General features: G+C 51.6%; 9 protein-coding genes. 7 read left to right on the top strand and 2 right to left on the bottom strand.

Going from position 1 to position 24,942, the window contains the following annotated elements:
- Window positions 1-43 precede the first annotated feature (43 nt).
- Window positions 44-259 (bottom strand): MbtH family NRPS accessory protein, encoded by a 216-nt coding sequence (locus tag LCH85_01440; protein ID MCA0350634.1) that lies wholly within the window; start codon window positions 257-259, stop codon window positions 44-46.
- 232 nt (window positions 260-491) lie between these two features.
- Here LCH85_01440 and LCH85_01435 point away from each other — a divergent pair, with 232 nt between their 5' ends.
- The 7 genes from LCH85_01435 (at window position 492) to LCH85_01405 (ending at window position 22,244) form a co-directional block, all read left to right on the top strand.
- Entirely contained in the window at window positions 492-8,903 is an 8,412-nt protein-coding gene (locus tag LCH85_01435; protein ID MCA0350633.1) for an amino acid adenylation domain-containing protein, read from the top strand.
- A 12-nt stretch (window positions 8,904-8,915) separates the two neighbouring features.
- Window positions 8,916-10,430, top strand: a complete 1,515-nt coding sequence (locus LCH85_01430; protein ID MCA0350632.1) for a condensation domain-containing protein — start codon at window positions 8,916-8,918, stop codon at window positions 10,428-10,430.
- A 12-nt stretch (window positions 10,431-10,442) separates the two neighbouring features.
- Window positions 10,443-16,226 carry an amino acid adenylation domain-containing protein gene (locus tag LCH85_01425; protein ID MCA0350631.1) on the top strand — a complete coding sequence of 1,928 codons (5,784 nt, stop codon included), beginning with the start codon at window positions 10,443-10,445 and terminating at the stop codon, window positions 16,224-16,226.
- Between the two features lie 18 nt (window positions 16,227-16,244).
- A complete protein-coding gene (locus tag LCH85_01420) occupies window positions 16,245-17,303 on the top strand; it encodes a TauD/TfdA family dioxygenase (GenBank protein MCA0350630.1) in 1,059 nt (352 codons plus the stop codon).
- Window positions 17,304-17,315: 12 nt separating this feature from the next.
- Window positions 17,316-18,887, top strand: coding sequence for a thioester reductase domain-containing protein (locus LCH85_01415; protein MCA0350629.1), 1,572 nt, complete (start codon window positions 17,316-17,318; stop codon window positions 18,885-18,887).
- Window positions 18,888-18,993: 106 nt separating this feature from the next.
- Window positions 18,994-21,426: a penicillin acylase family protein gene (locus LCH85_01410; GenBank protein MCA0350628.1), complete on the top strand. Its 2,433-nt coding sequence runs from the start codon at window positions 18,994-18,996 to the stop codon at window positions 21,424-21,426.
- A gap of 8 nt (window positions 21,427-21,434) precedes the next feature.
- A complete protein-coding gene (locus LCH85_01405) occupies window positions 21,435-22,244 on the top strand; it encodes a class I SAM-dependent methyltransferase (protein MCA0350627.1) in 810 nt (269 codons plus the stop codon).
- Window positions 22,245-22,282: 38 nt separating this feature from the next.
- Here the strand turns inward: LCH85_01405 and LCH85_01400 are convergent, their stop codons facing one another.
- Complete coding sequence (locus tag LCH85_01400) at window positions 22,283-24,778, bottom strand: AAA family ATPase (GenBank protein MCA0350626.1); 2,496 nt, start codon at window positions 24,776-24,778, stop codon at window positions 22,283-22,285.
- Window positions 24,779-24,942: the final 164 nt, after the last annotated feature.

The following is a 24,942-nucleotide window of genomic DNA, read 5'->3' as shown; positions in this document are numbered from 1 at the left end:
GATGATGCTACACGTATTGCCAAAACATTAAGTTAAATCAGGGCTAGGCCGATTGATTGGCTAGCGCTTGGCGTAAACTTAATGGCCGCATATCAGTCCAAACTGTTTTAATGTGATCTAAACAGGTTTGTTTATTGCCGCTCACTCCAACATTACTCCAGCCCAGCGGATTTTCGCGTTCGGCAGGCCAGATAGAGTATTGTTCTTCGTGATTGATCACAACGTTATAGGTTGTTGTATCGTCATCTGTTGTTTGCACGTGGCATACCCCCTTGGAAATGGATCACAATCACTAAGTATAGAAAACCCTAAGAAATAATGTTGTCTGATTAAGCACCAAATATTGGTGTGATATATGACAAGAATATTGTTTTATTTGCGACTGCATTAGGCCTCAAACCTGTTTAGAATGCTCGCTTGGACGAGGTGTGTATTTTAGGAAGCCTCCCCTATGCTTCCAGAATGATAGATTTCAGAAAGCGAAAGTGTCTGTGTTAGAGCATGCGAATCTCCCTCCGGCTACAACGCTGGTGGATGTGCTGCGTTTGAACGCATTGGAAGCGCCTGAACAGCAGGCGTATCGGTTTTTAAATGGCCAATTTGCACCCGAAGATTTAAGCTATGCCGAGATCGATCGGCGGGCGCGGCAGGTGGCGGTTCGTTTGCAAGCACTGAATGCGCAGGGCGAACGGGTTTTATTACTCAATGAACCTGGCCTTGACTATATTGTGAGTTTTTTAGGCTGTTTGTATGCGGGGGCGATTGCTGTACCGTTGTATCCGCCAAAATTGCAACAGCTTGAGCGCCATTTGCCGCGTTTGTTAGCAGTTGTCGCCAACGCTACACCGCGCTTTGCGCTGGTGGATCGGCAGTTTGTGAGCCAAATTGAGCGGTTGCTGGCTGTCGCGCCGCAATTGCAAGCACTCCAATGGCTAACCTGCGATGAAGAAGTTGATGCTGAGGCTTGGGAAGTGCCACAACTTGATCCGCATAGCCTGGCTTTTTTGCAATATACCTCTGGCTCAACTGGCCAACCCAAAGGCGTGATGGTCAGCCATGGTAATTTGCTGGCCAATTTGGCGCAGATTCAGCAACGGTTTGGCCACGATGCGACCAGTCAAGGGGTGATTTGGCTGCCACCTTACCATGACATGGGGCTGATTGGCGGAATTTTGCAGCCGTTGTATAGCCGGTTTCCAGTGGTTTTGATGTCACCTGTAGCCTTTTTGCAGCAACCATGGCGTTGGTTGCAGGCGATCAGTGATTATCGTGCCACAACCAGCGGCGGCCCCAACTTCGCCTATGAGTTGTGTGTGCGCAAAATCACCCCAACCCAACGGGCTACGCTCGATTTGCGTTCGTGGCGGGTGGCTTTCAATGGTGCTGAGCCAATTCGGCCAAACGTTTTGCGTCAATTTGCTGAAACCTTTGCTGAGGTTGGTTTTGATCCAGCGGCATTTTACCCAACCTATGGCATGGCCGAAGCAACCTTGATGGTCAGCGGCGCACATTTGCCCCGTTTGGCTCAGCCTGAGCCAGATTTAATCAGTTGTGGCACGGTAATCGACGAGCATGAGTTGTTAATTGTTGATCCTACGAGTCTAGAGGTTTTGCCTGAAGCTGCGGTTGGCGAAATTTGGCTGCGTGGGACAAGCGTCGCCCACGGCTATTGGGCGAATGCTGAATTGAGCAAGGCAACCTTTGCCGCCCAACCACGTGAGCGCCACGAGCACTTTTTGCGTACTGGCGATTTGGGCTTTTTGCGCAATGGCGAGCTGTATATCAACGGTCGCTTGAACGATCTGATCATCATTCGCGGGCAAAATCATTATGCCCATGATTTAGAATTGAGTGTTGAGCAGGCGCACCCTGCCTTACAACCCCAAGCCTGTGCCGCGTTCAGCCTCGATGTCGCTGGCGTTGAGCAATTGGTGCTAATGCAGGAGTTGCGGCGTGAACAGCGTCAGCATGATCCTGCTCCAATTATCGCCGCCATTCGCCAAAGCTTAGCCCAAACTCATGGCTTGCAAGCCTATGCGATTGTGTTGTTGCGGCCTGGCCAATTGCCACGAACGTCGAGCGGCAAACTTCAGCGCTATCGTTGCCGCGAATTATTCCTCGGCGGCGAATTAACCCCGATTGCCCAAACGATTGTTGCCAGCGTCGATCACGATTCGCTCGATCCACAGCAGATCAAGGGATTGCCAACCGCTGAGCAACCAGCAGCCATCGCCAGCTATTTGCAGCACCAATTCAGCCGCCAGCTTGGTTTTGAAGTTGACGTAACGTTGCCGATCCAGCAGCTTGGGCTTGATTCGCTAGCAGCAATCGACCTGCAATATCAGCTAGAGCAGGATCTTGGGCTAGTCGTCGGTTTTGGGCAACTGTTGGGCCAACAATCGCTGTTGGAGCTTGCCGATGCGCTAGCCCAGCAATTGCACGAACAAACCTTGGTTGTTCCAACAATCGCGCCAAGCGCGGTTTCGTTTGGTGAGCAAGCCTTGTGGGCGCTCGATCGGCTGCATCCCAATAGCACGGCCTATACAATTGCGCGGGCTTGGCGTTTTGAGCAGCCGCTTGATCCAGCGCACTTCGCCGCAACATGGGCAAGCTTGGCCGAGCGTCACGCGGCGCTGCGCACCAATTTTGTCGAGGTTGACGGAGCCGTACAACGAGTGGTGCATTCCACGGTTGAGTCGCTGGTACGGCTGGTTGACGCTAGCGCATGGGATGCCACCCAACTCCACGATTATCTCCAAGCCCAAGCCAAGCAACCCTTTGATTTAGCCAACGATCATTTGGTACAAGTTCAATTGATTGCGCACCCCGCAGGTCAGGTGTTGCTGTTGCTGGCGCAACATACGGTTGTCGATTTGCAATCGTTGGCGGTGTTGCTCCACGAAGCGCAACAGCTGTATCAGGCCTTGGTTGCCCAACGGGCTTGGCAATTGCCGCCTGCTGCTGATTATCGTGAGCATGTCGCTTGGCAACAGGCTTGTCTAGCCAGCCCCGCCGGCCAAGCCGCCCAGCGGTTTTGGCAACAGCAAACTGCTGAGGGCTTGCCAACGCTTGACTTGCCCAGCGATTACCCACGCCATGCTCAGCCCAGCCAGGCTGCAAGCTATCATTATTTGATTGAAAATAATCTGCTGAACAGAATAAATGAACAACCTCAAACCTTGCTTAGCACACTTTTGGCTGGGGTAGCGCTGCTGCTAAACCGTTATAGCCAGCAACGGCAGCTTGTTTTGGCCACCCCAACCTTGGGGCGCAATGCTGCTTCGCGCTCTGGCGTTGGCTACTACGTTAATCCGGTGCTGATTAATTGGCAGTATCAGCCGAATCTCGCGAATACTGAACTGTTGGCCTATACCCAAAACCAAGTCTTGGCGGCCTTTGAGCATCAAGCGTATCCGTTTGATTTGGTTTTGCGTTCGTTGCAGTACGACCGCCACAATCCGCCGATTCGGGTGATGGTGGTGTTACAACAAAGCCCGCTGGGGCAGGCCTTGGAGCTTGGGGGCTTGGCGCTGGGCCGCGAGCAAACCAGCATGCATTTTGCTGATTACCAAGCTCAGATCATTGAGTTAGCGCCCAACGACTTGCAATTTGACATAACCATTACCTTTGCGCCACTAGAACATGGCTTAGGCCTGCGAATCGATTACGATCAAGGCTTATTTGCTGCGGCCACGATTACGCAATGGAACCAGCATCTCAGGCAAACGCTGGAATTTTTGGTGAGCAAGCCGCAACTTGTGGGTGAATTGAGCCTGAGCACGCCAGCCTTAGCGCCTTTGCAAGCCTTTGAAACCGGATGCTTAAGCCAATGGTTTGAAGCGCAAGTTGCCAAAACACCTGACACAATTGCCCTGACCGACGGCCAGCAGCATTGGACCTATCAGCAGCTTAATCAACAAGCCAACCAATTGGCGCACTATTTGCACGATCACGGCATTGGCGCAGGCAGCCTAGTTGGCTTGTATCTCGAACGCTCGGCGTTGGTCGTGGTGAGTATTCTAGCGGTGCTCAAAACCGGGGCGGCCTACCTACCGATCGACCCGATGTATCCGGCTGAGCGGGTGCAATTTATGTTGGCCGATGCTGAGGTGACATTATTATTGGCCGATGCTGGGCTGGCCGAATTTAGCGGCACGCTGATCGATCTCAAGCAGCAAACTTGGCACGATCAACCAACAACCAACCTTGAAATAGCACTTGATCCGGCGCAATTGGCCTATGTAATCTATACCTCTGGCTCGACTGGCCAGCCCAAGGGTAGCCTGTTGAGCCATGCCAATGTGACGCGCTTGTTTCGCAGCAGTCAGCAGCATTTCAATTTCAATGCCAATGATGTGTGGACGCTCTTCCACTCGTATGCTTTTGATTTTTCGGTCTGGGAAATTTGGGGAGCATTGTTGTATGGCGGGCGTTTGGTGGTTGTACCGCAAGTGCTCAGTCGCAATCCCGAAGATTTTTATGCGCTGTTGCAACGCGAACGGGTAACGGTGCTCAACCAAACGCCCTCAGCGTTTCGTCAGTTGATTCAGGTTGATCTGCAACGTCAGGCCAATTTAGCCTTGCGCTGGGTGATTTTTGGTGGCGAGGCTTTGGATGTTGCCACACTCCGGCCTTGGTTTGAGCGCCATGGTGATAGTACACCGTGCTTGGTCAATATGTATGGCATCACCGAAACCACGGTGCATGTGACCTATCGCCCGCTAAGTTTGGCCGATCTTGCGAACTATTCGAGCGTTATTGGTCAGCCCTTGGCCGATTTACAGGCCGTGGTGCTTGATGCCAATTTACAGCCTGTGCCAACTGGGGTTTATGGCGAGTTGTATATCGCTGGGGCTGGTTTGGCAATGGGCTATTTGCGGCGACCTGATCTCACTGCTGAGCGCTTTATGCCGCATCCATGGAGCAACCATGCTGGCCAGCGCTTGTATAAAACTGGCGATCTCGCACGTTGGAATCAGCAAGGCGAGCTGGAATATCGAGGTCGCAGCGATCAGCAAGTCAAAATACGTGGCTTTCGGATCGAATTGGGCGAAATTCAGGCAGCGCTCTTGGCCCATCCAGCGATTTGCGAGGCCGTGGTTGATGTAGCAGAGCTAGAAGTTGCTGCGCCAATTGCCGATGCTCAGCCCAGCCAACCAACGCTCAACGAATTACGCCCATTTATTAAAACTGCCCAGCGCCAAGCCCCAACGCTTGAGCAACGCTTGGTGGCGTATGTTGTGGCGAGCGAGCCAGCGCCGACGATTAGCGCATTGCGCCGATTTTTGCGTCAACGCCTGCCCGATTATATGCTGCCCGCCCATCTGCTTTTGCTTGAACGCTTGCCTCTGACCAGCCATGGCAAACTTGATCGGGCAGCCTTGCCAGCGATTAATCAGCAACGCCCTGAGCTTGAAACGATTTATCGTGCGCCGACCACTATTTTGGAGCAGCAGCTTGCCAGCATTTGGAGCGCCGTTTTGGGTCTGTCAACGATTGGGCTTGATGATAATTTCTTCGATCTTGGTGGTGATTCGATTTTGAGTATCAAACTGCGAGCGCAGGCAGCTGAACAGGGCTTGCACTTCAGTTTACAACAATTGTTTGCCAACCCAACGCTTGCTGAGTTAGCTCCCTTGGTTGAGCAAAGCAGTGATCAAGCTGAACTGACTGCGCCGTTTAGCCTGATCAGTGCCGCTGATCGCCAGTTGCTGCCTGCCGATGTTGAAGATGCCTATCCTTTGGCGCGAATGCAGGCCGGTGTGATTTTTCACTGCCAGCTTGAGCCAAATACGCCGCTGTATCACGATATTTTTATCTATCGCATCCGCGTTGCGTTTGATGCCGCTTTGTTGCGTCAAGCAGTTCAGCAACTGATCGATCGTCATCCTGTGCTGCGAACCTCGTTCCATATGCATGGATTTAGCCAGCCCTTGCAATTGGTACAGCGCCACGTCGCCGCACCGCTCACAATTGAGGATTGGCGCGATTTGGATGAAGCTGCCTATCAAACTCGGCAAGCAGCCTGGATCGAACAGGAGAAACAACGCCATTTCAATTGGCAAACTGCACCATTGATTCGCTTTATTGTGCAACGAGCCAGCGACGATAGCTGTGATTTGGTGTTGAGCTTCCACGACACGATTTTTGATGGCTGGAGCACCGCCTCGCTGCTGACCGAATTGATGTTGCGCTACGATGGACTGCTCAACCAACAACCGCTTGATCCGACTCCGCCGCTCGTGCAGTATCGCGATTTTGTAGCTCAAGAACAGCGGGTGCTCGCCGATCCGCAGGCGCAAGCGTTTTGGCGCGGAGCTTTGGCTGATGCTAGCGATACGCCATTGCCACGCTGGCCGCGTCCTGCCGCAACCAGTGCCGTGCCCGATGTGGCTGTGCTTGATGTGGCTGTGCTTGATGTACCAGTCTCGGCCCAGCTTTCACAGCAATTGCATGAATTGGCTCGCCAAGCGCATGTGCCAGTCAAACATGTCTTGTTAGCGGCGCATATGAAGGTGATCAGCCTTGTAACTGGTCAACGCGAGGTGATCAGCGGCCTCGAGACCAATGGGCGGCTCGAACGCCACGATGGCGAAAAGACCATTGGCGTGCATCTGAATATGCTGCCGTTCCGCCAGCACTTGGCCCCGATGAGCTGGCTGAGCCTGATTCAACAAGTATTTGCGGCTGAATTGGCGCTGATGCCCTATCGCCAAATGCCCTTAGCCGAATTGCAACGCGAACGGCGTGGCCTGCCATGGTTTGAAACGGTCTTCAACTACACCCATTTTCATGTGTTCGAGCAGCTGCAACAGCTCAAACAACTTGAGGTGATCGGCGGACGAGGCTTTGGCCAAACCCACTTTAGCTTGCTCGCTGAGTTGAATCTCAACACCTTCACTGGGCAATTGCAAATCGATTTGGTTGGTAATTTACATGAGCTAACTCCTGAGCAATTAACCTTGATTGGCAATTGCTATGCGCAGGTTTTGGCGGCAATGGTGGCTGAGCCAAACGCAGGCCATCATCTGCATCATCATTTAACTGTGGCTGATTTGGCGCAATTGCAAGCGTGGAATGCAACCGATCAGCCATTGGCCTATGCGTCATTGGTAACAGCTTTTGAACAGCAAGTACGGCAAAACCCACATGCTTTAGCCGTGGTTGCGGCTGATCAAGCGTTGAGCTATGCCGAACTCAATCAACAAGCCAACCAACTAGCGCATAACCTGCGCCAACGTGGCATCGGAGCCGAAATGCTGGTAGCGGTTTGTGTTGAGCGAACCAGCGATTTGTTGGTTAGTTTGTTGGCGGTGCTCAAAACTGGCGCAGGCTATCTGTCGCTGGACCCGAGTTACCCCGAAGCTCGTTTGAATTGGATGCTGGCAGATAGCCAAGCAGCACTTTTGCTGACCCAGCCCCAATTCACAGCGTTATTTGCTGATATTCAAATACCTGTCTGCTATACAGATGAACAATATACTTCAACCGCCAACCTTGCAAGCGCGATTGAGCCAAGCCAACGAGCCTATGTGCTCTATACCTCTGGCTCGACTGGCCAGCCCAAAGGTGTAGCCATTAGCCATGCTGCGCTAAGCAACTTTTTGCAATCGATGCAAACCCAGCCAAGCCTCCAGCCAACTGATCGCTTGTTGGCAGTAACGACAGTGGCCTTTGATATTGCGGGCTTGGAATTGTACTTGCCTTTGTGGGTTGGGGCGACAGTGGTGCTAGCGCCCGCCAATTCTGCTGCCGATGGGCTTGCTTTGGCCGAATTGCTGCAAAGCCATCAAATCACGGTGTTGCAAGCGACTCCTAGCACATGGCGGATTTTATTGGCAACAGGCTGGCATGCCCCAACGGAATTTAAAGCCTTGGTTGGCGGCGAAGCCTTGCCCAGCGATTTGGCCGAGCAATTGCTGAGCGCAGGCGTGACGCTGTGGAATTTGTATGGGCCAACCGAGACCACGATTTGGTCAACCGCCGCAGCGCTCAGCCAAACGTCTGTCCATGCTGGGCGGCCAATTGCCAATACCGAGATTTATATTCTCGATCAGGCTTTGCAGCCTGTGCCACTTGGCACGCCTGGCGATGTCTATATTGGTGGTTTGGGCTTAGCGCGTGGCTATCATCAACGGCCTGATCTTACGGCTGAACGCTTTATTCCGCATCCGTGGAGCCAACAAACTGGTGCTCGCTTGTATCAGGTTGGTGATCGGGGGCGCTATTTGCCTGATGGTTCGCTAGAGCTTTTGGGTCGTAGCGATCAGCAAATCAAGCTGCGCGGCCATCGAATTGAGCTGGGCGAAATTGAAAGCGCCTTGCGAGCGTTGCCGTCTATTCAGCAAGCAGCGGTTGCGGTGTGGAATGAGCAACTAGTGGCCTATCTGGTCGCTGATCGGCATTTTGAGCCTGACGAAGTGCAACAACAACTGAGCCAACAGCTGCCAGTTTATATGTTGCCGCGCAGCTATCAGCGTTTGGATGCGCTGCCGCTGACCGCCAATGGCAAACTTGATCGCCGCAGCTTGCCTGCGCCTGATCAGGCACTCGTACCTGCAACTCACGGCTATATTGCGCCAACGACCGTCTTACAAACGGAATTGTGCGCGATTTGGGCACAGGTGTTTGGGCTTGCACAGGTTGGCATCCACGATGATTTCTTTGCGCTAGGCGGCCACTCGCTGTTAGCAACCCAACTGATTATTCAAATTCGCCAGCGTTTTTTTGTTGATCTGCCGTTGGTGCAGTTGTTTAACGCCGCCACAGTGGCAAGCTTGGCAACCTTGATCGAGCAGTTGCAAGCTGATCAGGGCCAAACTGCTGAACTAGCGGCGTTGCTTGATGAGCTTGATCAATTGAGTGATGACGAGGCGCGTGCCCGTTTGTTGGCTGATTTTTAGCGAGGCTCACCTATGGATGCTCTCCAGCAACGCTTGGCGCAGCTTTCGCCCGAAAAACGCGCCTTACTCGAACAATTACGCTTGCAACGCCAAGCAGCGACGGCGATTAGTCCGCGTGATCCTGCGCAGATTGTGCCGTTATCGTTGGCGCAGCAACGGCTTTGGCTAGTTGAGCAAATGCGGCCAGGCCTGGCCACCTACATCATGCCCTGTGTGCTGATGATCAACGGTGTGTTGGATCGTGCTGCTTTGGCGGCCAGCCTGAGTTGGTTGCTGCAACGTCATGAAGTGCTGCGCACCAGCATTCAGCTTGGCAACCAAGGTGCATATCAACAGATTCACGAGCCTTGGCAGGTAGAACTGGAGCTGGTTGAGGTTGATCAAACCCAGCTTGAAACTCAGTTACGCCAGTATGCCCGACAACCATTCGATTTGCAGCACGCTCCGTTATGGCGTGCCACGTTGTGGCGCTGTGCTCCAGAGCAGCACGTTTTGGGGTTGATGCTGCATCACATTATTGCTGATGGCTGGTCGTTGGGCGTGTTGATGCACGATTTGGCACTGGCCTATGCGCATTTTGCCACAGGCGCAGCATTAAACCTTGCTCCGCTGGCAATTCACTATGGCGATTATGCCTGTTGGCAAGCCCAACAACCAGCAACGCTGACCCAAAGCAGCCGTGATTTTTGGCTAAATCTCTTGCAGAATACTCCAATCATTAGTGTGCCAACCGACTATCCCCGACCTGCTGTTCAATCGTTTCAGGGGGTACAAATCGCTTGGCGCTTACCGAGGGAGTTGGTCGAACAACTCAAGCAACTTAGTCAAAGCCAGAGCGCAACCTTATTTATGAGCTTGCTGACGGCGTTTTATTGGCTTTTGCACTGGTTGAGCGAGCAAACTGATTTAGTGGTTGGCACTGATGTTGCCGGGCGACAACAGCCTGAAACCCATCAATTGATCGGCTTTTTCATTAATCAATTGGTGCTGCGTCAACAAGTTCAGCCGCATCAGTCGTTCCAAGCCAGCCTACAACAAACCCGCCAGCTCACATTAGCGGCTTTTGAACACCAACATGTGCCATTTGATCAAGTTGTCGAATGGTTGAACGTTGCCCACGATTCCAGCCGCACGCCGTTGTTTCAGGTGAAATTTGTGTTGCAAAACACGCCCTTGCCCAACTTGCAACTAGCAGGGGTGCAGCTTGAACGCATGGATCTTGATCCGCACACTGCCAAATTTGATTTGCTGATCAATCTTTGGGAAGAGCATGCAGGCTTAGCCGGAACCCTTGATTACAACACCGATATTTTCGCAGCACAGCGCATGCAGCAATTACTTGAGCGCTATCAGCTGCTACTTGCGTTGATAGTGCTTGAACCGACGATCACGCTTGCGGCTGCGGTGCAGCGTTGCCAAAGCCACGAGCGCGAGCTTCAACAGCAACGGCTTGAGCAACGCAAGGCGGCAAATCGTTCCAAATTAATCCTGAATCGGCGACGGTCGAGTACCGAGCCAACCCAATAGAAGGATGATTGTATGCAGCAACATGAAGTTGAGCATTTTCGGCTATCGCCGCAACAAACCCATACATGGTTGGTTCAACCACAAAGCCAGCAACCCTTGGGCACATGGCTGGTGGTTGAGTTAACCACTCCGCTTCGTTATGAACGTTGGCAAGCTGGCTTGAATGTTGTGATCGAGCGCCATGAGGCGCTGCGTACCCGTTTCGAGCAGATCGCTGGGCTAAAACTGCCAGCCCAAGTGCTGCACAATCAAGCAGTAGTTTTGCATCAGCAGCAAATAGCCGAATCGCATCAGATTGCTGAGCTTGCTGCGCCAGCTGATGCTGGTTTGATGCAGATTACGTTATTTGAGCATGGCCAACAGCAATGGCTTGGGTTGTGGCTAGCAGCCTTGGTCGGCGATGCAACCAGTGCTCGATTGCTGCTTGAAGAATTGACCCAAGCCGCGTTGGCTCCGCACGAATTGAGTGCAAGCGATGAGCTGACGCAGTATATTGACGCTGCTGAATGGCAAAATGGCTTGCTCCAAGCCCCTGAAAACGCTGCTGAACGGGCATTTTGGCAAGCGCAAGCGATCAAGCAAGCGCCGCATGATCTGCGTGGCTTTGCACGATTAGCCCGAACCCAGCCCACTCGGATCAAGATTAACCTTCCTGCAAGCAGGAGTATCGCGATTAATGCTTGGTGTACTCAACATAATATTGAATTGGCAAGTACAGTGCTCAGCCTCTGGCGTTGGTTGCTTAGCCGCAGTAACTATAATCAAACGCCAGCATTGGCACTGGCCTGCGATGGCCGTTCGTATGCAGAGTTGGCCAATGCCCAAGGCTTGTTTGAGCGCTATCTGCCACTTGTTCCAACCGAAATTGCTGCCGAACAGCCAATTGTCGAGGCTATAGCCACTCTAGCCCAGCAACTGGCTGAGTTAGCGCAATTCCAAGAATATTTTAGTTGGCAGCAGCTTGCGTTGGATCAGCCTTTGGCGCTGGCATTTGCTCATTATCGTTGGGAACCAGCGGCGCACTATCAGCTTGAACACCTGACCAGCCATACCGATCTGTTTCGCTGTAAATTAAGCCTGATCGAGCAAGCTGCAAGCTGGCAATTGACCTTAGATTACGATACAACCAGCCTGCGCTCCGAGGTTGCCGAGGCCTTGGCTGAGAGCTTAATCACAATGCTGGCTTGGCTTGGGCAACAATATAACCCAAGCTTTGAGCAGCTGCCAATCATTGGGATCAAGACCCAAACCTTGTTGACTAAGCAGGTCAATGCAACCGATCGGCCATTTGCTGCTACACCAATTCACGATCTGATTGATCAGCAAACGTTGCATAACCCGCAAGCAATTGCTGTGCAATTTGGTGCAGCGCAACTGAATTATGCCGAGCTAACTCAACAAGCCAATCAGTTGGCCCAACAATTAATTCAGCACGGTATTCAGCCCGAGCAGCGAGTTGGCTTGTATCTTGAGCGTTCGCCGCTGATGGTCGTGGCCTTGTTGGCTTGTCTCAAGGCTGGCGCGGCCTATGTGCCTTTGGAGCCAGAGTATCCCGCCGAGCGGATTCAGTATATTCTTGCTGATGCGGCGATTCAGTTGGTGTTGAGCCAAACCAGCCTCATGCCTAGTTTGCCGTGTAGCGTTGCCCAATTGGCGGTCGATCAGCTGCAATTTGATCAAGCGAGTGCCGCGCCACGTTTGAACTATCAGCCTGCGCAATTGGCCTATCTGTTGTATACCTCTGGCTCGACAGGTCAGCCCAAGGGTGTGATGGTCAGTCACGCTGGATTGAGTAACTATGTGCAATGGGCGATCGCAGCCTACGATTTGGCGGCTGGCACGGGTTCGTTGGTGCATTCGCCATTAGCCTTCGATTTGACTGTGACCAGTTTGCTTGTGCCCTTGTGTGCTGGCCAAACCGTGGGTTTATTGCCCAGCAATGCTGGGGTTGAAACGCTAGCCCAAGCGTTGCGAGCCAGCACTGATCTGAGTTTGCTCAAACTGACACCAGCACATTTGGCGGTGCTGAATCAATTGATCCCTAGTGCTGAATTGGCTCAACGCAGTAGGGCTTTGGTGATCGGTGGCGAGGCGCTTGATGCAACGACATTGGCTCCATGGCGTACCCACGCTCTTGAAACCCGCTTGTTCAACGAATATGGCCCAACTGAAACAGTGGTTGGCTGTGCGATCTACCAAACCCAAACCACTGATCCGGCTGCTGGCGCGGTTTCGATTGGCTTGCCAATTGCCAATATGCGCGTCTATGTGCTTGATGATCGCTGGCAACCTGTGCCATTTGGGGTTGTCGGTGAGCTGTATATTGGCGGGGTTGGAGTTGCCCGCGGGTATAATCAGCGCCCTGATCTGACCGCTGCCCAGTTTGTACCTGATAATCTGAGCGGAATCGCTGGCGCACGACTGTATCGGACTGGCGATTTGGCATGCTGGGCTTGGGATGGAACGCTTGAATATTTGGGGCGGCGTGATACTCAAATCAAATTACGCGGCTATCGAATTGAGCTAGGCGAGATTGAGGCGGTGTTGCAACGCTTGCCAGCGGTTGCTTCAGCGTTAGTGTTGGTGCGTGGCACAGGCGACGATCAACGCTTGGTCGCCTATCTTCAAGCCACACCAGATGCTGACCCCACGCAATTGAGTGAACAAGCGGTGTTGAAATATGCCCAACAATTCCTGCCACAGTACATGCTGCCAAGCAACGTCGTGTTGGTTGAGCAATGGCCGTTGACCGCGAATGGCAAAGTAGATCGGGCGGCCTTGCCCGAACCAACCGCTGTGAGCAATTATGTTGCCCCAACGACTCCTGAAGAAGAAATTTTGGCGGCAATTTGGGAACAGGTGCTTGAGCACCCAATGATTGGGATTGATGATAATTTCTTCGCATTAGGCGGCAATTCAATTCGTAGTATTCAAGTGGTGGCCCAAGCCAAACAGCGCGGCTTAAACCTGAGCGTTGAAATGTTATTCAATCAGCCGACGATTCGTAGTTTGGTTCAAACTATGGTCTGCTCTACAGAAACTCAAATAATCGAATACACACCCTTCAGTTTGATTAACCCTGCTGATCGCGCTTTACTCCCAAATACGATTGTTGATGCCTTCCCGATTGCCAAGTTGCAGGGTGGCATGATTTTCCACAACCAATTCAACCCTGAACAAGCGCTGTACCACGATATTTTTAGCTATCGGATGCGGGTCGTGCTCGATTTGGCGTTGTTGCAATTGGTTGTCGATGATTTGGTGGCGCGGCATCCAGCGCTACGCACGAGTTTTGATCTGACCAGTGCCAGCGAGCCATTGCAAGTGGTGCATGCCCAAGGTGCAAACCTGCTGAATATTATTGATCTCCGCAACCAGCCTGTTGATCAGCACGATCAATTGATTGAAGCCTGGATCGCCGCCGAAAAGCAGCGCGGTTTTGAGCCAAGCAGCCTACCGTTGTTGCGGTTCCAAGTGCATGTGCGGGCTGATGATGAGTTGCAATTTTCGTTGAGTTTCCACCATGCGGTGATCGATGGCTGGAGCGATGCGATAATGCTGACTGAGCTGTTTAGCGATTATGCACGGCGCTTGCAAGGGCAACCTAGTAGCCTCGTTGCGCCTCAAATTGGCTATCACGAATTTGTACGACTGGAACAAGCAGCAATTCAGAATCCTACGACCAAGCAATTTTGGGCTGACCATTTGGCCCAAGCCAGCCCGATGCGCTTGCCGCGTTGGCCCAATGCGCCGCGTTCAAACACCAGCCAATCACAACCAGTTGCAATTAGTGCTGAGCTTTCGCAAGCGCTTAAAACCTTATCGCGTAGCCTTGCTGTCCCGATTAAAGATGTACTGTTGGCTGCGCATTTACGGGTAATTAGTATCCTGACTGGGCAGTTCGATGTAGTAACGAGTATGGTTTCGAGTGGCCGACCTGAAACGCTCGATGGTGAACGGGTTTTGGGTTTGTTCATCAATAGTATTCCGCTGCGCATGCAGCTGAATCAGCTAAGTTGGCGTGAGCTTATTTTACAAACCTTTGCCGCCGAACGGGCTAGTTTGGAGCATCGGCGCTATCCAACTGCCGAGTTGCAACGCCACAATGGCGGTTTGGCTTGGTCGGAAAGTTTATTCTACTTCACCCACTACCATATCTTCCAAGCGTTGCAAAACATCAGCGAGCTGGAGTTGCTTGATGTACTGCCCTACGAAGTTTCGAGTTTTCCATTGGTAGCCAATTTTCGCATCGATCCCTTTACCAACGACATTAACTTGAGTTTGACCTGTGATGGGCGAATTTTGGCCAATGCCCAAATTGAAGCGATTGCAGGTTATTACCAAGCCTGTCTGACCGCGATGGTTGCCGACCCTACGGCGGATTATCGCGCTATGCCATTGTTGAGTGATGCTGAGCAACGCCAATTGCTTGGATTTAATCGCACTGAAGTTGCGCAATCGCCGCGTGATCTTGTGAGTTGGCTGGCCGAAGTGGCTCAACAGCAGCCGACTGCCCAAGCCATCCGAGCCAGCGATGGGGCGTTGAGCTATGCTGAGCTTGAGCAACGCGCAACGGCTTTGGCGGGCTATTTACAAACGCAGGGGATTGGCTCAGAAACCCGGGTTGGTATCAGTCTTGAGCATTCAACCAGCTTGATTGTGGCGATGTTGGCGGTGCTCAAAACTGGGGCTGCCTATGTGCCACTTGACCCCAACTACCCGCGTGAGCGGCTTGAATTGATGGCGAGCGATGCTGAACTGAAGCTCTTAATGTGTCAACAGCCGGAAATTTGGCAAAACCTGCCTACAAGCACTGCCTGTTTAGGCCTTGCTGATTTAGATTCTGCGCAAGCACCATTTGTGCCAGTCACGATTCATCCGGCGCAGGCCGCCTATCTGATCTATACCTCTGGCTCGACAGGCCGCCCGAAGGGTGTGGTGGTCAGCCATGCCAATCTGCTTAGCTCGACGTTTGCCCGAACGCTTGCCTATCGCGAGCCGCTGACGAGCTTTTTATTGCTCTCATCGTATGCCTTCGATAGCTCAATCGCTGGAATTTTCTGGACACTGAGCCAAGCTGGCCGTTTGGTACTGCCCGATCAAGCGCAGCGCCACGATGTTCTAGCGCTAGCCAGCATGATCGAACACCATCAGATTAGCCATACCTTGGCGATTCCGTCGTTGTACGCAGTATTGTTGCAACAAGCCGAATTAAGCCAATTAACTAGCTTGCTCGTGGTCGTGGTCGCGGGCGAGGCCTGTACCACCAGCTTGGTCAATCGCCATTATCAGCAATTGCCAACGTGTGCCCTATACAACGAATATGGCCCAACCGAGGCGACGGTTTGGGCAAGCGTTGCCAAGCTAGTACCGCAACAACCAATCTCAATTGGTGGCCCGATTGCTACGATCCAAGCCTATGTAGTTGATCCAAGCTTGCAGTCTGTGCCAATTGGAGTTGCTGGCGAATTGTTGATTGCTGGTGCGGGTATCAGTCGCGGCTATTGGCAACAGCCAGCGCTGACCGCCGAGCGGTTTATGCCCGACCCGTGGGCCGAACAGCCAGGCCAGCGCTTGTATCGAACTGGCGATTTAGCCCGTTGGTTGCCCGATGGTCAGCTTGAATTCTTAGGTCGCATCGATCAACAGGTCAAAATTCGCGGTTTTCGGATTGAGCTTGAAGAAATTGCCCAACTGCTGCGCCAACACCCCGCCTTACGCGAGGCTGTGGTTACCGCCCAGCCCGATCAGCATGGTCAATTACGCTTGGTGGCCTATATCGAGCCACGCAATTAAACAATAGGAGTTTTAGCTGTGGAAGCGAAATCTGGTTTAAAAAAACAACTTGGCAGCATTAAACGCCAAGCCTTAGCGACCGATCAACAAGCGTTGGTGACGACCAGCTTTTTAAGTGAGGGCCAAAACTTGCCTTTGGTGGTGCGGCCAAGCGTTGCTGGGGTTGATTTAGCGCAATGGGCAACCAATAACTTAGCGTGGCTGACGACGCAATTGCATCATTACGGCGGGGTTTTGTTCCGTGGTTTTGGCGTAGATACTGCCCAAGCCTTCGAGACGGTGATAAGCGCTGCTTCAGGTGAGTTGCTGGAATATCGTGAGCGCTCGTCGCCGCGCAGCCAAGTGCAAGGCAATATCTACACTTCGACCGAGCATCCAGCTGATCAAACGATTTTTCTGCATAACGAAAATTCGTATCAACAAGCCTGGCCGCGCCAAATTTTCTTCTGCTGTACGATCGAGCCGGCCACGGGCGGCGAAACCCCGATTGCCGATGTGCGCAAGGTTTATCAACGGCTTGACCCAGCCTTACGCCAACGTTTTATTGATCGCGGCATTTTGTATGTGCGTAACTTTGGCGGCGGCGTTGGCCTTGATTGGCGCAATGTCTTCCAAACCGCCGATCGGGCTGAGGTCGATGCCTATTGTGAACGAGTTGGGATGCAGGCAATCTGGGGCGAAAACGACCATTTGCAAACCCGCCGCATGGGTCGAGCCGTGGCGACCCATCCCATTACTGGCGATCTCGTTTGGTTTAATCATGCAACCTTTTTCCATGTGAGTACGCTTGAAGCACCGATTCGCGATGGCTTATTGTCCCAATTTAAGCCCGAACAATTGCCAAACAACAGCTATTACGGCGATGGCAGCCCAATTGAGCCAGCGGTAATGGAATCGCTGCGGGCAGCCTACCACGCCGAAACGATTACGTTTCCGTGGGAGCGTGGCGATGTGCTGATGCTTGACAATATGTTGGTGGCTCATGCGCGTTCACCATTTACGGGCAGCCGTCAGGTGCTGGTGGGTATGGCTCATCCAACCACCCATGGCGATGTTGCCAATGCAATCAATGGTTAACGGAGCTGAATTATGAATTTAATCAATAAGGTTAATAGTGCTGCGGCACTGCCGTTGCGCGAGTATCTTCAACACTATATGCCTGAGTCAATGCTGCCAACGGCATTTGTCGAACTTACGCAGATTCCCCGTTTGCCGAATGGCAAGGTTGATCGGGCAGCCTTACCAACAATCGATTTTCAACAATATAGTGATCCTGAGCACTATGTTGCACCGCGCACTACTACTGAACAGCAGCTTGCTTACATTTGGCAGCAAACCTTGCGTATGCCACAGGTGGGGATTCACGATAATTTCTTTGCCTTGGGTGGCGATTCGATTACTAGTATTCAGGTGGTCGCGCGAGCCAATCAGGCTGGCATTCGGCTGACAGCACGTCAATTATTTGAGCAGCCAACGATTGCCCAACTTGCTCATGGTGTCGCTATCGCCGATCGGCTTAATCTGCTCGATGAAATCGTGCTTGATCCAGCAATCAATCCGCTTGGTCTAGCTCCCTATTATGAGCACATGCCCCGAGCAATCCTGTTAACTGGGGCAACTGGCTTTTTGGGGCCATATTTGTTGGCTGAATTGCTCACACAAACATCTGCCCACATCTATTGTGTGGTACGAGCCGCTGATGAGATCCAGGCTTTTGCCAAAATTCGCCAACAGCTTGAAGATGCCAAACGCTGGGAGCCGGCCTTTGCTTCACGGATTATGGTGATGCTTGGGGATCTGAGCCTTCCGCAGTTAGGCATAACTGCGGAAGACTGGCAGATGTTGGCTCAAACTATTGATCGTATCTATCACAATGGCGCAGTCGTACATCTGGCGCATTCATATGCCCAACTTAAGGCCAGCAATGTGCAAGCAACCCTCGATTTGCTGCGTTTGGCGAGTCAAGTCAAGCTTAAGTCAATACACTTTAGCTCTACGACCAGTGTTTTTCCAGCAAGCACTGCGGCTACAGTACGCTATGAGCAAGAACTGCCAGCGACCCCAAATGGCCTCATCACTGGCTATGCCCAAACCAAGTGGGTTGCCGAACACCTACTGCTGCAAGCCCGCGCACGTGGTATTCCGATTAATTGTTATCGGCCAGGCCGCATTGGCTGGGATACCCAAACGGGTCAGTGGAATCGCAGCGATGGTTTGTATCGGTTGCTCCAAGGCTGTTTGCAGTTAGGTCGTGCGCCGTTGGTTGATCGGTTGGCTGAAATCACGCCGGTTGATTATGTGGCCCAAGCGATGGTGGCGCTTTCATTGCGACCAAGCGGCCAAGGGCAAACGTATCATTTGGTCAACCAACAGCCTATTGCTTGGAATCAACTGATTGATTGGATGCAAGAACTTGGATATTCGATTGAACAGGTTGGTCTTGATCAGTGGATGCAGCAATTACAGCGGCAAACTGAGGATGCACCAAATAATTCCCTGCAATCACTGTTAACTTTAGCGCAAGCGGCAGTGAATGGCCCACATGCTGAGCAAGCCTATGATCAAACTGCGACGCTAGCTGCGCTTGCGGCGACGAACGTTATGCTACCAACGCTTGATCGAACAAGCCTTCAGCAATGGTTGGCACACCTACGTTTTTAACTTTCATATCCATTGTTTCGATAACGCAGGGCTGAGCAAGAAACTGGTTCGCTCTGCGTGACGTTTTGCTAGCAATTTACCCATCCTATTAAAACAGGGATCGATCATGCGGCGAATTTGGAAATTTACGCGCTGGATTTTGTTGGGTTTGCTCGTGCTCGGCTTGATCACAGGCGCTGGCGGCTATGTGTATTTACGCCAGTCGTTGCCCCAAACCGACGGCACAATTGAGCTGACTGGGATTCAACAACCTGTCACAATTGTGCGCGATCAGGCTGGTGTGCCGCATATTCAGGCTGCCAATTATCATGATGGCTTGTTTGGATTAGGCTTTGTGCATGCCCAAGATCGGCTGTGGCAGCTTGAATTTCAGCGGCGTTTGGCACGGGGCGAGCTTTCGGAGGTGCTTGGAGCGCCGACGATCGAAACAGATCGATTCTTGCGAGCTTTAGGCTTGGTTGATGCTGCTGTAAACGCTTGGAACGCGCTTGATCCGGCTAGTCAACAGGCAATTCAAGCCTATATTGCGGGAATCAATCAATTTATTATTCATCACGATGGCATGGATTTGCCACCAGAATTTACTATTTTGGGGTTTAGCCCACGTTTGTGGCAGCCAATCGATGTGCTGTTGACGGGGAAGTTACAGGCGTGGAGCCTTGGGGCCAATTGGAGTGCTGAGGTTTTGTATAGCCAGCTCATTGCCCAGGTTGGGCCAGAACGCGCAGCTTTTTTGCTGCCAGCGGCTAGCCCCGACGACCCATTGATTTTGCCCGATGCAACCTATAGTGCTGGTTTGGCTCCTGCTCCGACGATGGCCAGCTCTAACTTCTGTGAAGCTAACGCCGACAGTTGTACAAGCCTGTTGACCCGAGTTGAGCAGTTGCATCAGCAATTTAAGCTTGCTGGGAGTTATGTGGGCAGCAATAGTTGGGTTTTGGCAGGCCAACATACTAGCAGTGGTAAGCCATTGCTGGCCAATGACCCGCATCTTGCGGCCCAAGCACCCTCAATTTGGTATCTAGCCCAGATTCAAGCCGGTGAACTTGACGTAATTGGTGCAACCTTACCTGGTGTTCCGGCAGTGATGATTGGGCATAATCATTCGATTGCCTGGGGGCTAACCAATACCGGGGTTGACGTGCAAGATTTGGTGATCGAACGGCTTGATCAAGCAGGCAACGCTGAATATATGGGCAAAACGTATCCGTTGGCTCGACGCGATGAAATAATTAAAGTTAAAGATCAACCCGATCACATGCTGCAAGTACGCAGTAGTCGGAATGGGCCAATTATCTCCGATGTTGATGCTGAACTACAAGCCACCAATCAAGTGCTTGCATTACGTTGGACAGCCCTTGAACCGACTGATACGACGATCACTGCTTTGTTGCAATTGAATCTTGCCAGCGATTGGCAGACATTTCGCGCAGCTTTGGCCTGGTATCAAGCCCCTATGCAAAACTTTAGCTATGCCGATGTCAATAATAATATTGGCTTGCAAATCGCTGGTCGCTTGCCAATTCGCGCTAGCGGTGATGGCCGCTTGCCTGTTGAAGGTTGGAATCAGCAGGCAGCGTGGTTACGCTTGAGTGAGTTTGATGAATTGCCATTTAGCTATAATCCGCCAAGTGGTATGCTGGTTTCGGCCAACAACCAAGCAGTTGCCGATGATTATCCCTTGTTGATCAGCCGTAGTTGGGCTCCAGCCTATCGTGCTCGGCGAATTTGGCAATTGCTCAGTGAGCAGCCAACCTTTGATCAAGCTGATATGCAACGAATACAGGCTGATCAGCGTTCGTTACAGGCTGATCAGCTTTTGCCATTATTGCTCACGGCCCAAACCACTAATCCCCAAGCCTTGCAAGCCTTGGAATTGCTCAAAAACTGGGATGCAAGCTTGACAAGTGATAGTGCGGCGGCGGCAATTTACGAAACATGGTATTTACGTTTGGCACGGGCAATTGTGGTTGATGATGTAGGTGAGCAACTTTGGCGCTCGTATAGCTATCATGAACAATTTTTTGCGCTGGCGATTCCCACCATCTTGCAAACCAACGATCAGGCGTGGTGTGATGATCAAACGACTGTCGAGCCTGAATCGTGCGCATTGTTGATGGGTCGGGTGTTGGAGCAAACGCTGGCCGAATTAAGCGCTGAGCATGGCAGTGAGTTTGAGCAATGGCGTTGGGATTCAATCCATCAAGCAGTCTTCCCGCATGCCGTATTCGCTGGCATCGAACCGCTTGATAGCTGGTTTGGTCATACAATTGGCAATGGTGGTGATAGCGCGACGATCAACGCTGGTCCAACCGATCGGATTGATTTTGTGCAATATGGCGGGCCAATCTATCGCCAAATTGTCGATCTTGCGGCGCTTGATCGCGCTATCTATATCCAAACCCCTGGGCAATCGGCGCATATCTTGAGCACCCATTTTGACGATTTACTTGAACCCTGGCAACGTGGCGAATATCTGCCAATGCGCTTGCCGTTGCCCACTGAAACGCAAACGACGCTGAAGCTTCAGCCAGAATAGGAACCAGCATGACAACTACCGATTGGGGCGCAATCGACCAAACCAGCACTGCGCCTAATCATTGTATTGGCTATCTCAACACGGTCAGCGAGCTTGACCAAGTGGCCCAATATAAGGCCATGACCTTTGAATTATTGCATATCCAGCTAGGCCAGCGGGTGCTTGATGTAGGCTGTGGGGCGGGCAACGATGCTCGCTCGATCGCCCAGCGAGTTGGCGCTGAAGGGCTGGTGATTGGGCTTGATAATAGCGAAGCTATGCTGACAAGCGCCCAAAATCACCCCGCCAACCACGGGCTAAATGTACGCTTTGAACATGGCTCGATTGATGCATTGCCCTTTCCTGATGGCTATTTCGATAGCTGTCGAGCTGATCGGGTTTTTCAACATTTGGAAGATCGCAAGCAGGCCTTAGCCGAAATGCTGCGGGTAACCAAAGTTGGCGGCAGCATTGTGGTCAGTGACACTGATTGGGAAAGCCTCTTAATTGATGGCCCTGATAAAACGCTGCTACGCCAGGTTGTGCAACAGATTACGGATCGAGTGCGCAATGGCTGGTCGGGCCGTCAATTGCCGCGTTTATTCCAGCTTTCGGGGTTGCAACAGGTGCAAACAACCGCGATGACAATTATTGAAACCAATCCAACCCTCGCTGATCAACTGTTCGGCATCCAATCGGCGATTAATGATCTATTGCAACAGGCCCAAATAACCCGCGAGGCAGCGCTCGACTGGCAGCGCTATTGCCAAACTGCCAGTCGCTTGGGCGTTTTCTTCAGTGCAATTACTGGATTTGGCGTGGTTGGAATCAAAGGTTAAGCTGAATGTTGGGAATTGGCTGAGTTACATCGAACCACCTATGGGCCAATTACTAACCGAATAACTTGGTCGAGTTTGAGTGCTTGGCCGTAACTCCAAGCTTCGCGCCAGACATGGTTTGGTTGTTGATTTTGTAGCCACATACCAAATTGCTGCGATCGCGCTTGATCGATTGGCGGATGCGGTAATTGGCGCTGTTCGCGTTGAAACCAAGCATAGCTGAGCAAATAGGTTGCGGTCTGATGCTGTTGATCATAGGCCAGCAGCGCAGCAAATTCTTCTAAACAATGCAAGACATTCTCTTGATTATCATGCATTTGCCAAAGTTTGAGGCTTTGTTCAAGCGCATTACGGGTTGCTTGATGGTGCCCTAAAGCTCGCTCGGTTTGGGCAATCCGTAGCCAAGAAACGGCAATATCACCTTTGATACCGAGCTGTTGGCGTTCGACCAAGCTTTGTTGATGCCACGTCAGTGCCTCAGTGTAGCTGCGCTTGTAGAAGGCGACATGACCTTGTAATGATTGATACCACGATAATCGGAAGGGATCGAAACGAAGTTGTGGCGAATTTCCAACGAGATCAAGGTAGCAGCTAGCTTGATCGAGATCGTTGAGATAGATATTTAATTGAGCCAGCAGCAAATGGTTAATGCTCAAAAGCCAATACTCAACGCTCGAATCGAAATAACTTAGGCTTTGGTTGAGCCAGCGGGTGGCCTGTACATATTGATGTTTGCGCATCATAATTAATCCAAGTAACAGCCGACATGTGGCAATGCCCTGTTGATCATTCAATTGTTGACATAAATCAAGAGCACGTTCAAGGTAGCCCAATGGTAGATCGAGGCAATGATGAATATTGGTAACAATACCTGCCCCCAGTGCTGCCCGTGCTTGAATAATTGGCGAATCGACATGATCCAAGGCTGTATCGACCGCACCCAGCCATTGCCAAGCTTCCATAAAGTGACCATGGCCATACCAAAATTGACTGAGCGCTGCAAACAGCCGTAAAAAACCACTATGCTGTTGTTGATTGAGGCATAAATGTAAAACCGCTTGCCAATGATGAAATTCCGACTCAAGCTGATCGAGCAGCTGAATTTGCTCTTTGCCGCGTAGTTCACGATCGATTTTTTCGGCGAGTTCAATGTAATAATTCATGTAACGTTGGGTATAATGATGGGTTTGTTGTTGTTCGGCCAATAGACTCGCCGCAAACTCACGAATTGTCGCCAACATGCCAAAGCGTGAATGGCCTTGGGTATCGGGTCGATGAATAACTAGGCTTTTCGCAACTAGACTGGCCATACAGTCGAAAATATCATCGCTCGATGGTGCCAAATCGGTGCAAACGGCCACAATCGCCTCAAAATCGCTATCGCTTGCAAAAACACTGAGCCGCGCAAAAATCTGTTGTTCGTTGCTATCAAGTAGTTGATAGCTCCATTCAAGCGTGCGTCGCAGAGTGCTTTGATGGGCCGGAGCATCGCGCATGGTGTTGGTTAAGATGCCAAGGCGGTTGCTTAAGCGTGCCAGTAGCGTTGTCGGCGTAACAAATTGGGTTCGCACTGCCGCCAATTCGATCACCAAAGGCAAGCCATCAAGATGTTGACAAATTTGGGCGATGGTTACAGCTTGGCTATCGCTGGTTTGCCACTCATGGTTGCTGTCTTGGGCACGCTGACAGAAGAGTTGCACGGCTGGGTTTTGCCAAATCGCATTCAGATTGCTGCTTTGCGGGTCGGGCGTGGGAAAAGGATGCAGCCAAAAAAGATGCTCGATCCGTAGTTTTAGGCTTGTCCGTGAGGTTACCAAGATTTTTAAGTTACTGCATTGCGCTAATAACTGGGCTAAACCAAGATTAATTTCGATCAAATGCTCGCAATTATCTAAAATAAGTAAGTTACTTTTTGAGCCGATTAATGCACCAATTTGCTCGATCAACGTCATGGAACTATTGGCCGAGCGTCCAAGCATATTGGCAATATCGACCCAGAAATCGGCAATCGTGGTGTATTGAATGCCTTCAACATACCAAACTCCAGCTGAAAAATGGCTGAGGCTTTTCCAGCCTACGGCCTGAGCGACTCGCGTTTTGCCAACTCCAGGCGGGCCAATCACGGTGATCAAGCGATGTTGTGGGTGCTGTAACAACTTGGTAAGCGTTTCAACTTCGCGTTCACGGCCAATTAAAGGGTAGGGCAACATTGGCAAGGTATGTGGCGTAGCGGCGACTATTGGTTTAGTCTGGATTACCTGCGGCTGAAGATGATCTAGATGATCTGGCAACGAGAGTGCTTGCAGAGCGGTGTCGGAGTTGGCAAAGTCGTGCAAGATCCGCATATCGCTGGCTGGTAACTCAAGCACCATGGCCAGCCGCTCTAAAAATGCTGTCGATGGTGATAACCCACGCTCGACCTTGCGATAGGTCACCGTGGCGTAATTCAGTTGTTCGGCGAATTGGTCTTGACTATATTGTAATTCATGGCGTACATGACGGAGCCATGCAGCAAACGCTTGGCGTTGCTTCATCGCATTTCTGCCTCCTGAGTGAATTCTGCATTCTACCCATCAACGCTGTGCATTGGAAGAAATCCAGTGATCGGTCATTGTTGGAACTACCAATTACAAATGACCTACTGGGGCTGCACAGTTAATCAACACACTCACCCATTGTTTCATGATCATTTACGACC

The organism is Chloroflexota bacterium (genome assembly GCA_020161265.1).
Taxonomy (GTDB): domain Bacteria; phylum Chloroflexota; class Chloroflexia; order Chloroflexales; family Herpetosiphonaceae; genus Herpetosiphon.
This window is presented reverse-complemented; position numbering and strand designations above follow the sequence as displayed.

Coding starts and splice junctions, on each gene's coding strand:
- LCH85_01430 (MCA0350632.1), top strand. CDS start 8,916: ATGGATGCTCTCCAGCAACGCTTGGCGCAGCTTTCGCCCGAAAAACGC.
- LCH85_01425 (MCA0350631.1), top strand. CDS start 10,443: ATGCAGCAACATGAAGTTGAGCATTTTCGGCTATCGCCGCAACAAACC.
- LCH85_01415 (MCA0350629.1), top strand. CDS start 17,316: ATGAATTTAATCAATAAGGTTAATAGTGCTGCGGCACTGCCGTTGCGC.
- LCH85_01410 (MCA0350628.1), top strand. CDS start 18,994: ATGCGGCGAATTTGGAAATTTACGCGCTGGATTTTGTTGGGTTTGCTC.
- LCH85_01405 (MCA0350627.1), top strand. CDS start 21,435: ATGACAACTACCGATTGGGGCGCAATCGACCAAACCAGCACTGCGCCT.
- LCH85_01400 (MCA0350626.1), bottom strand. CDS start 24,778: ATGAAGCAACGCCAAGCGTTTGCTGCATGGCTCCGTCATGTACGCCAT.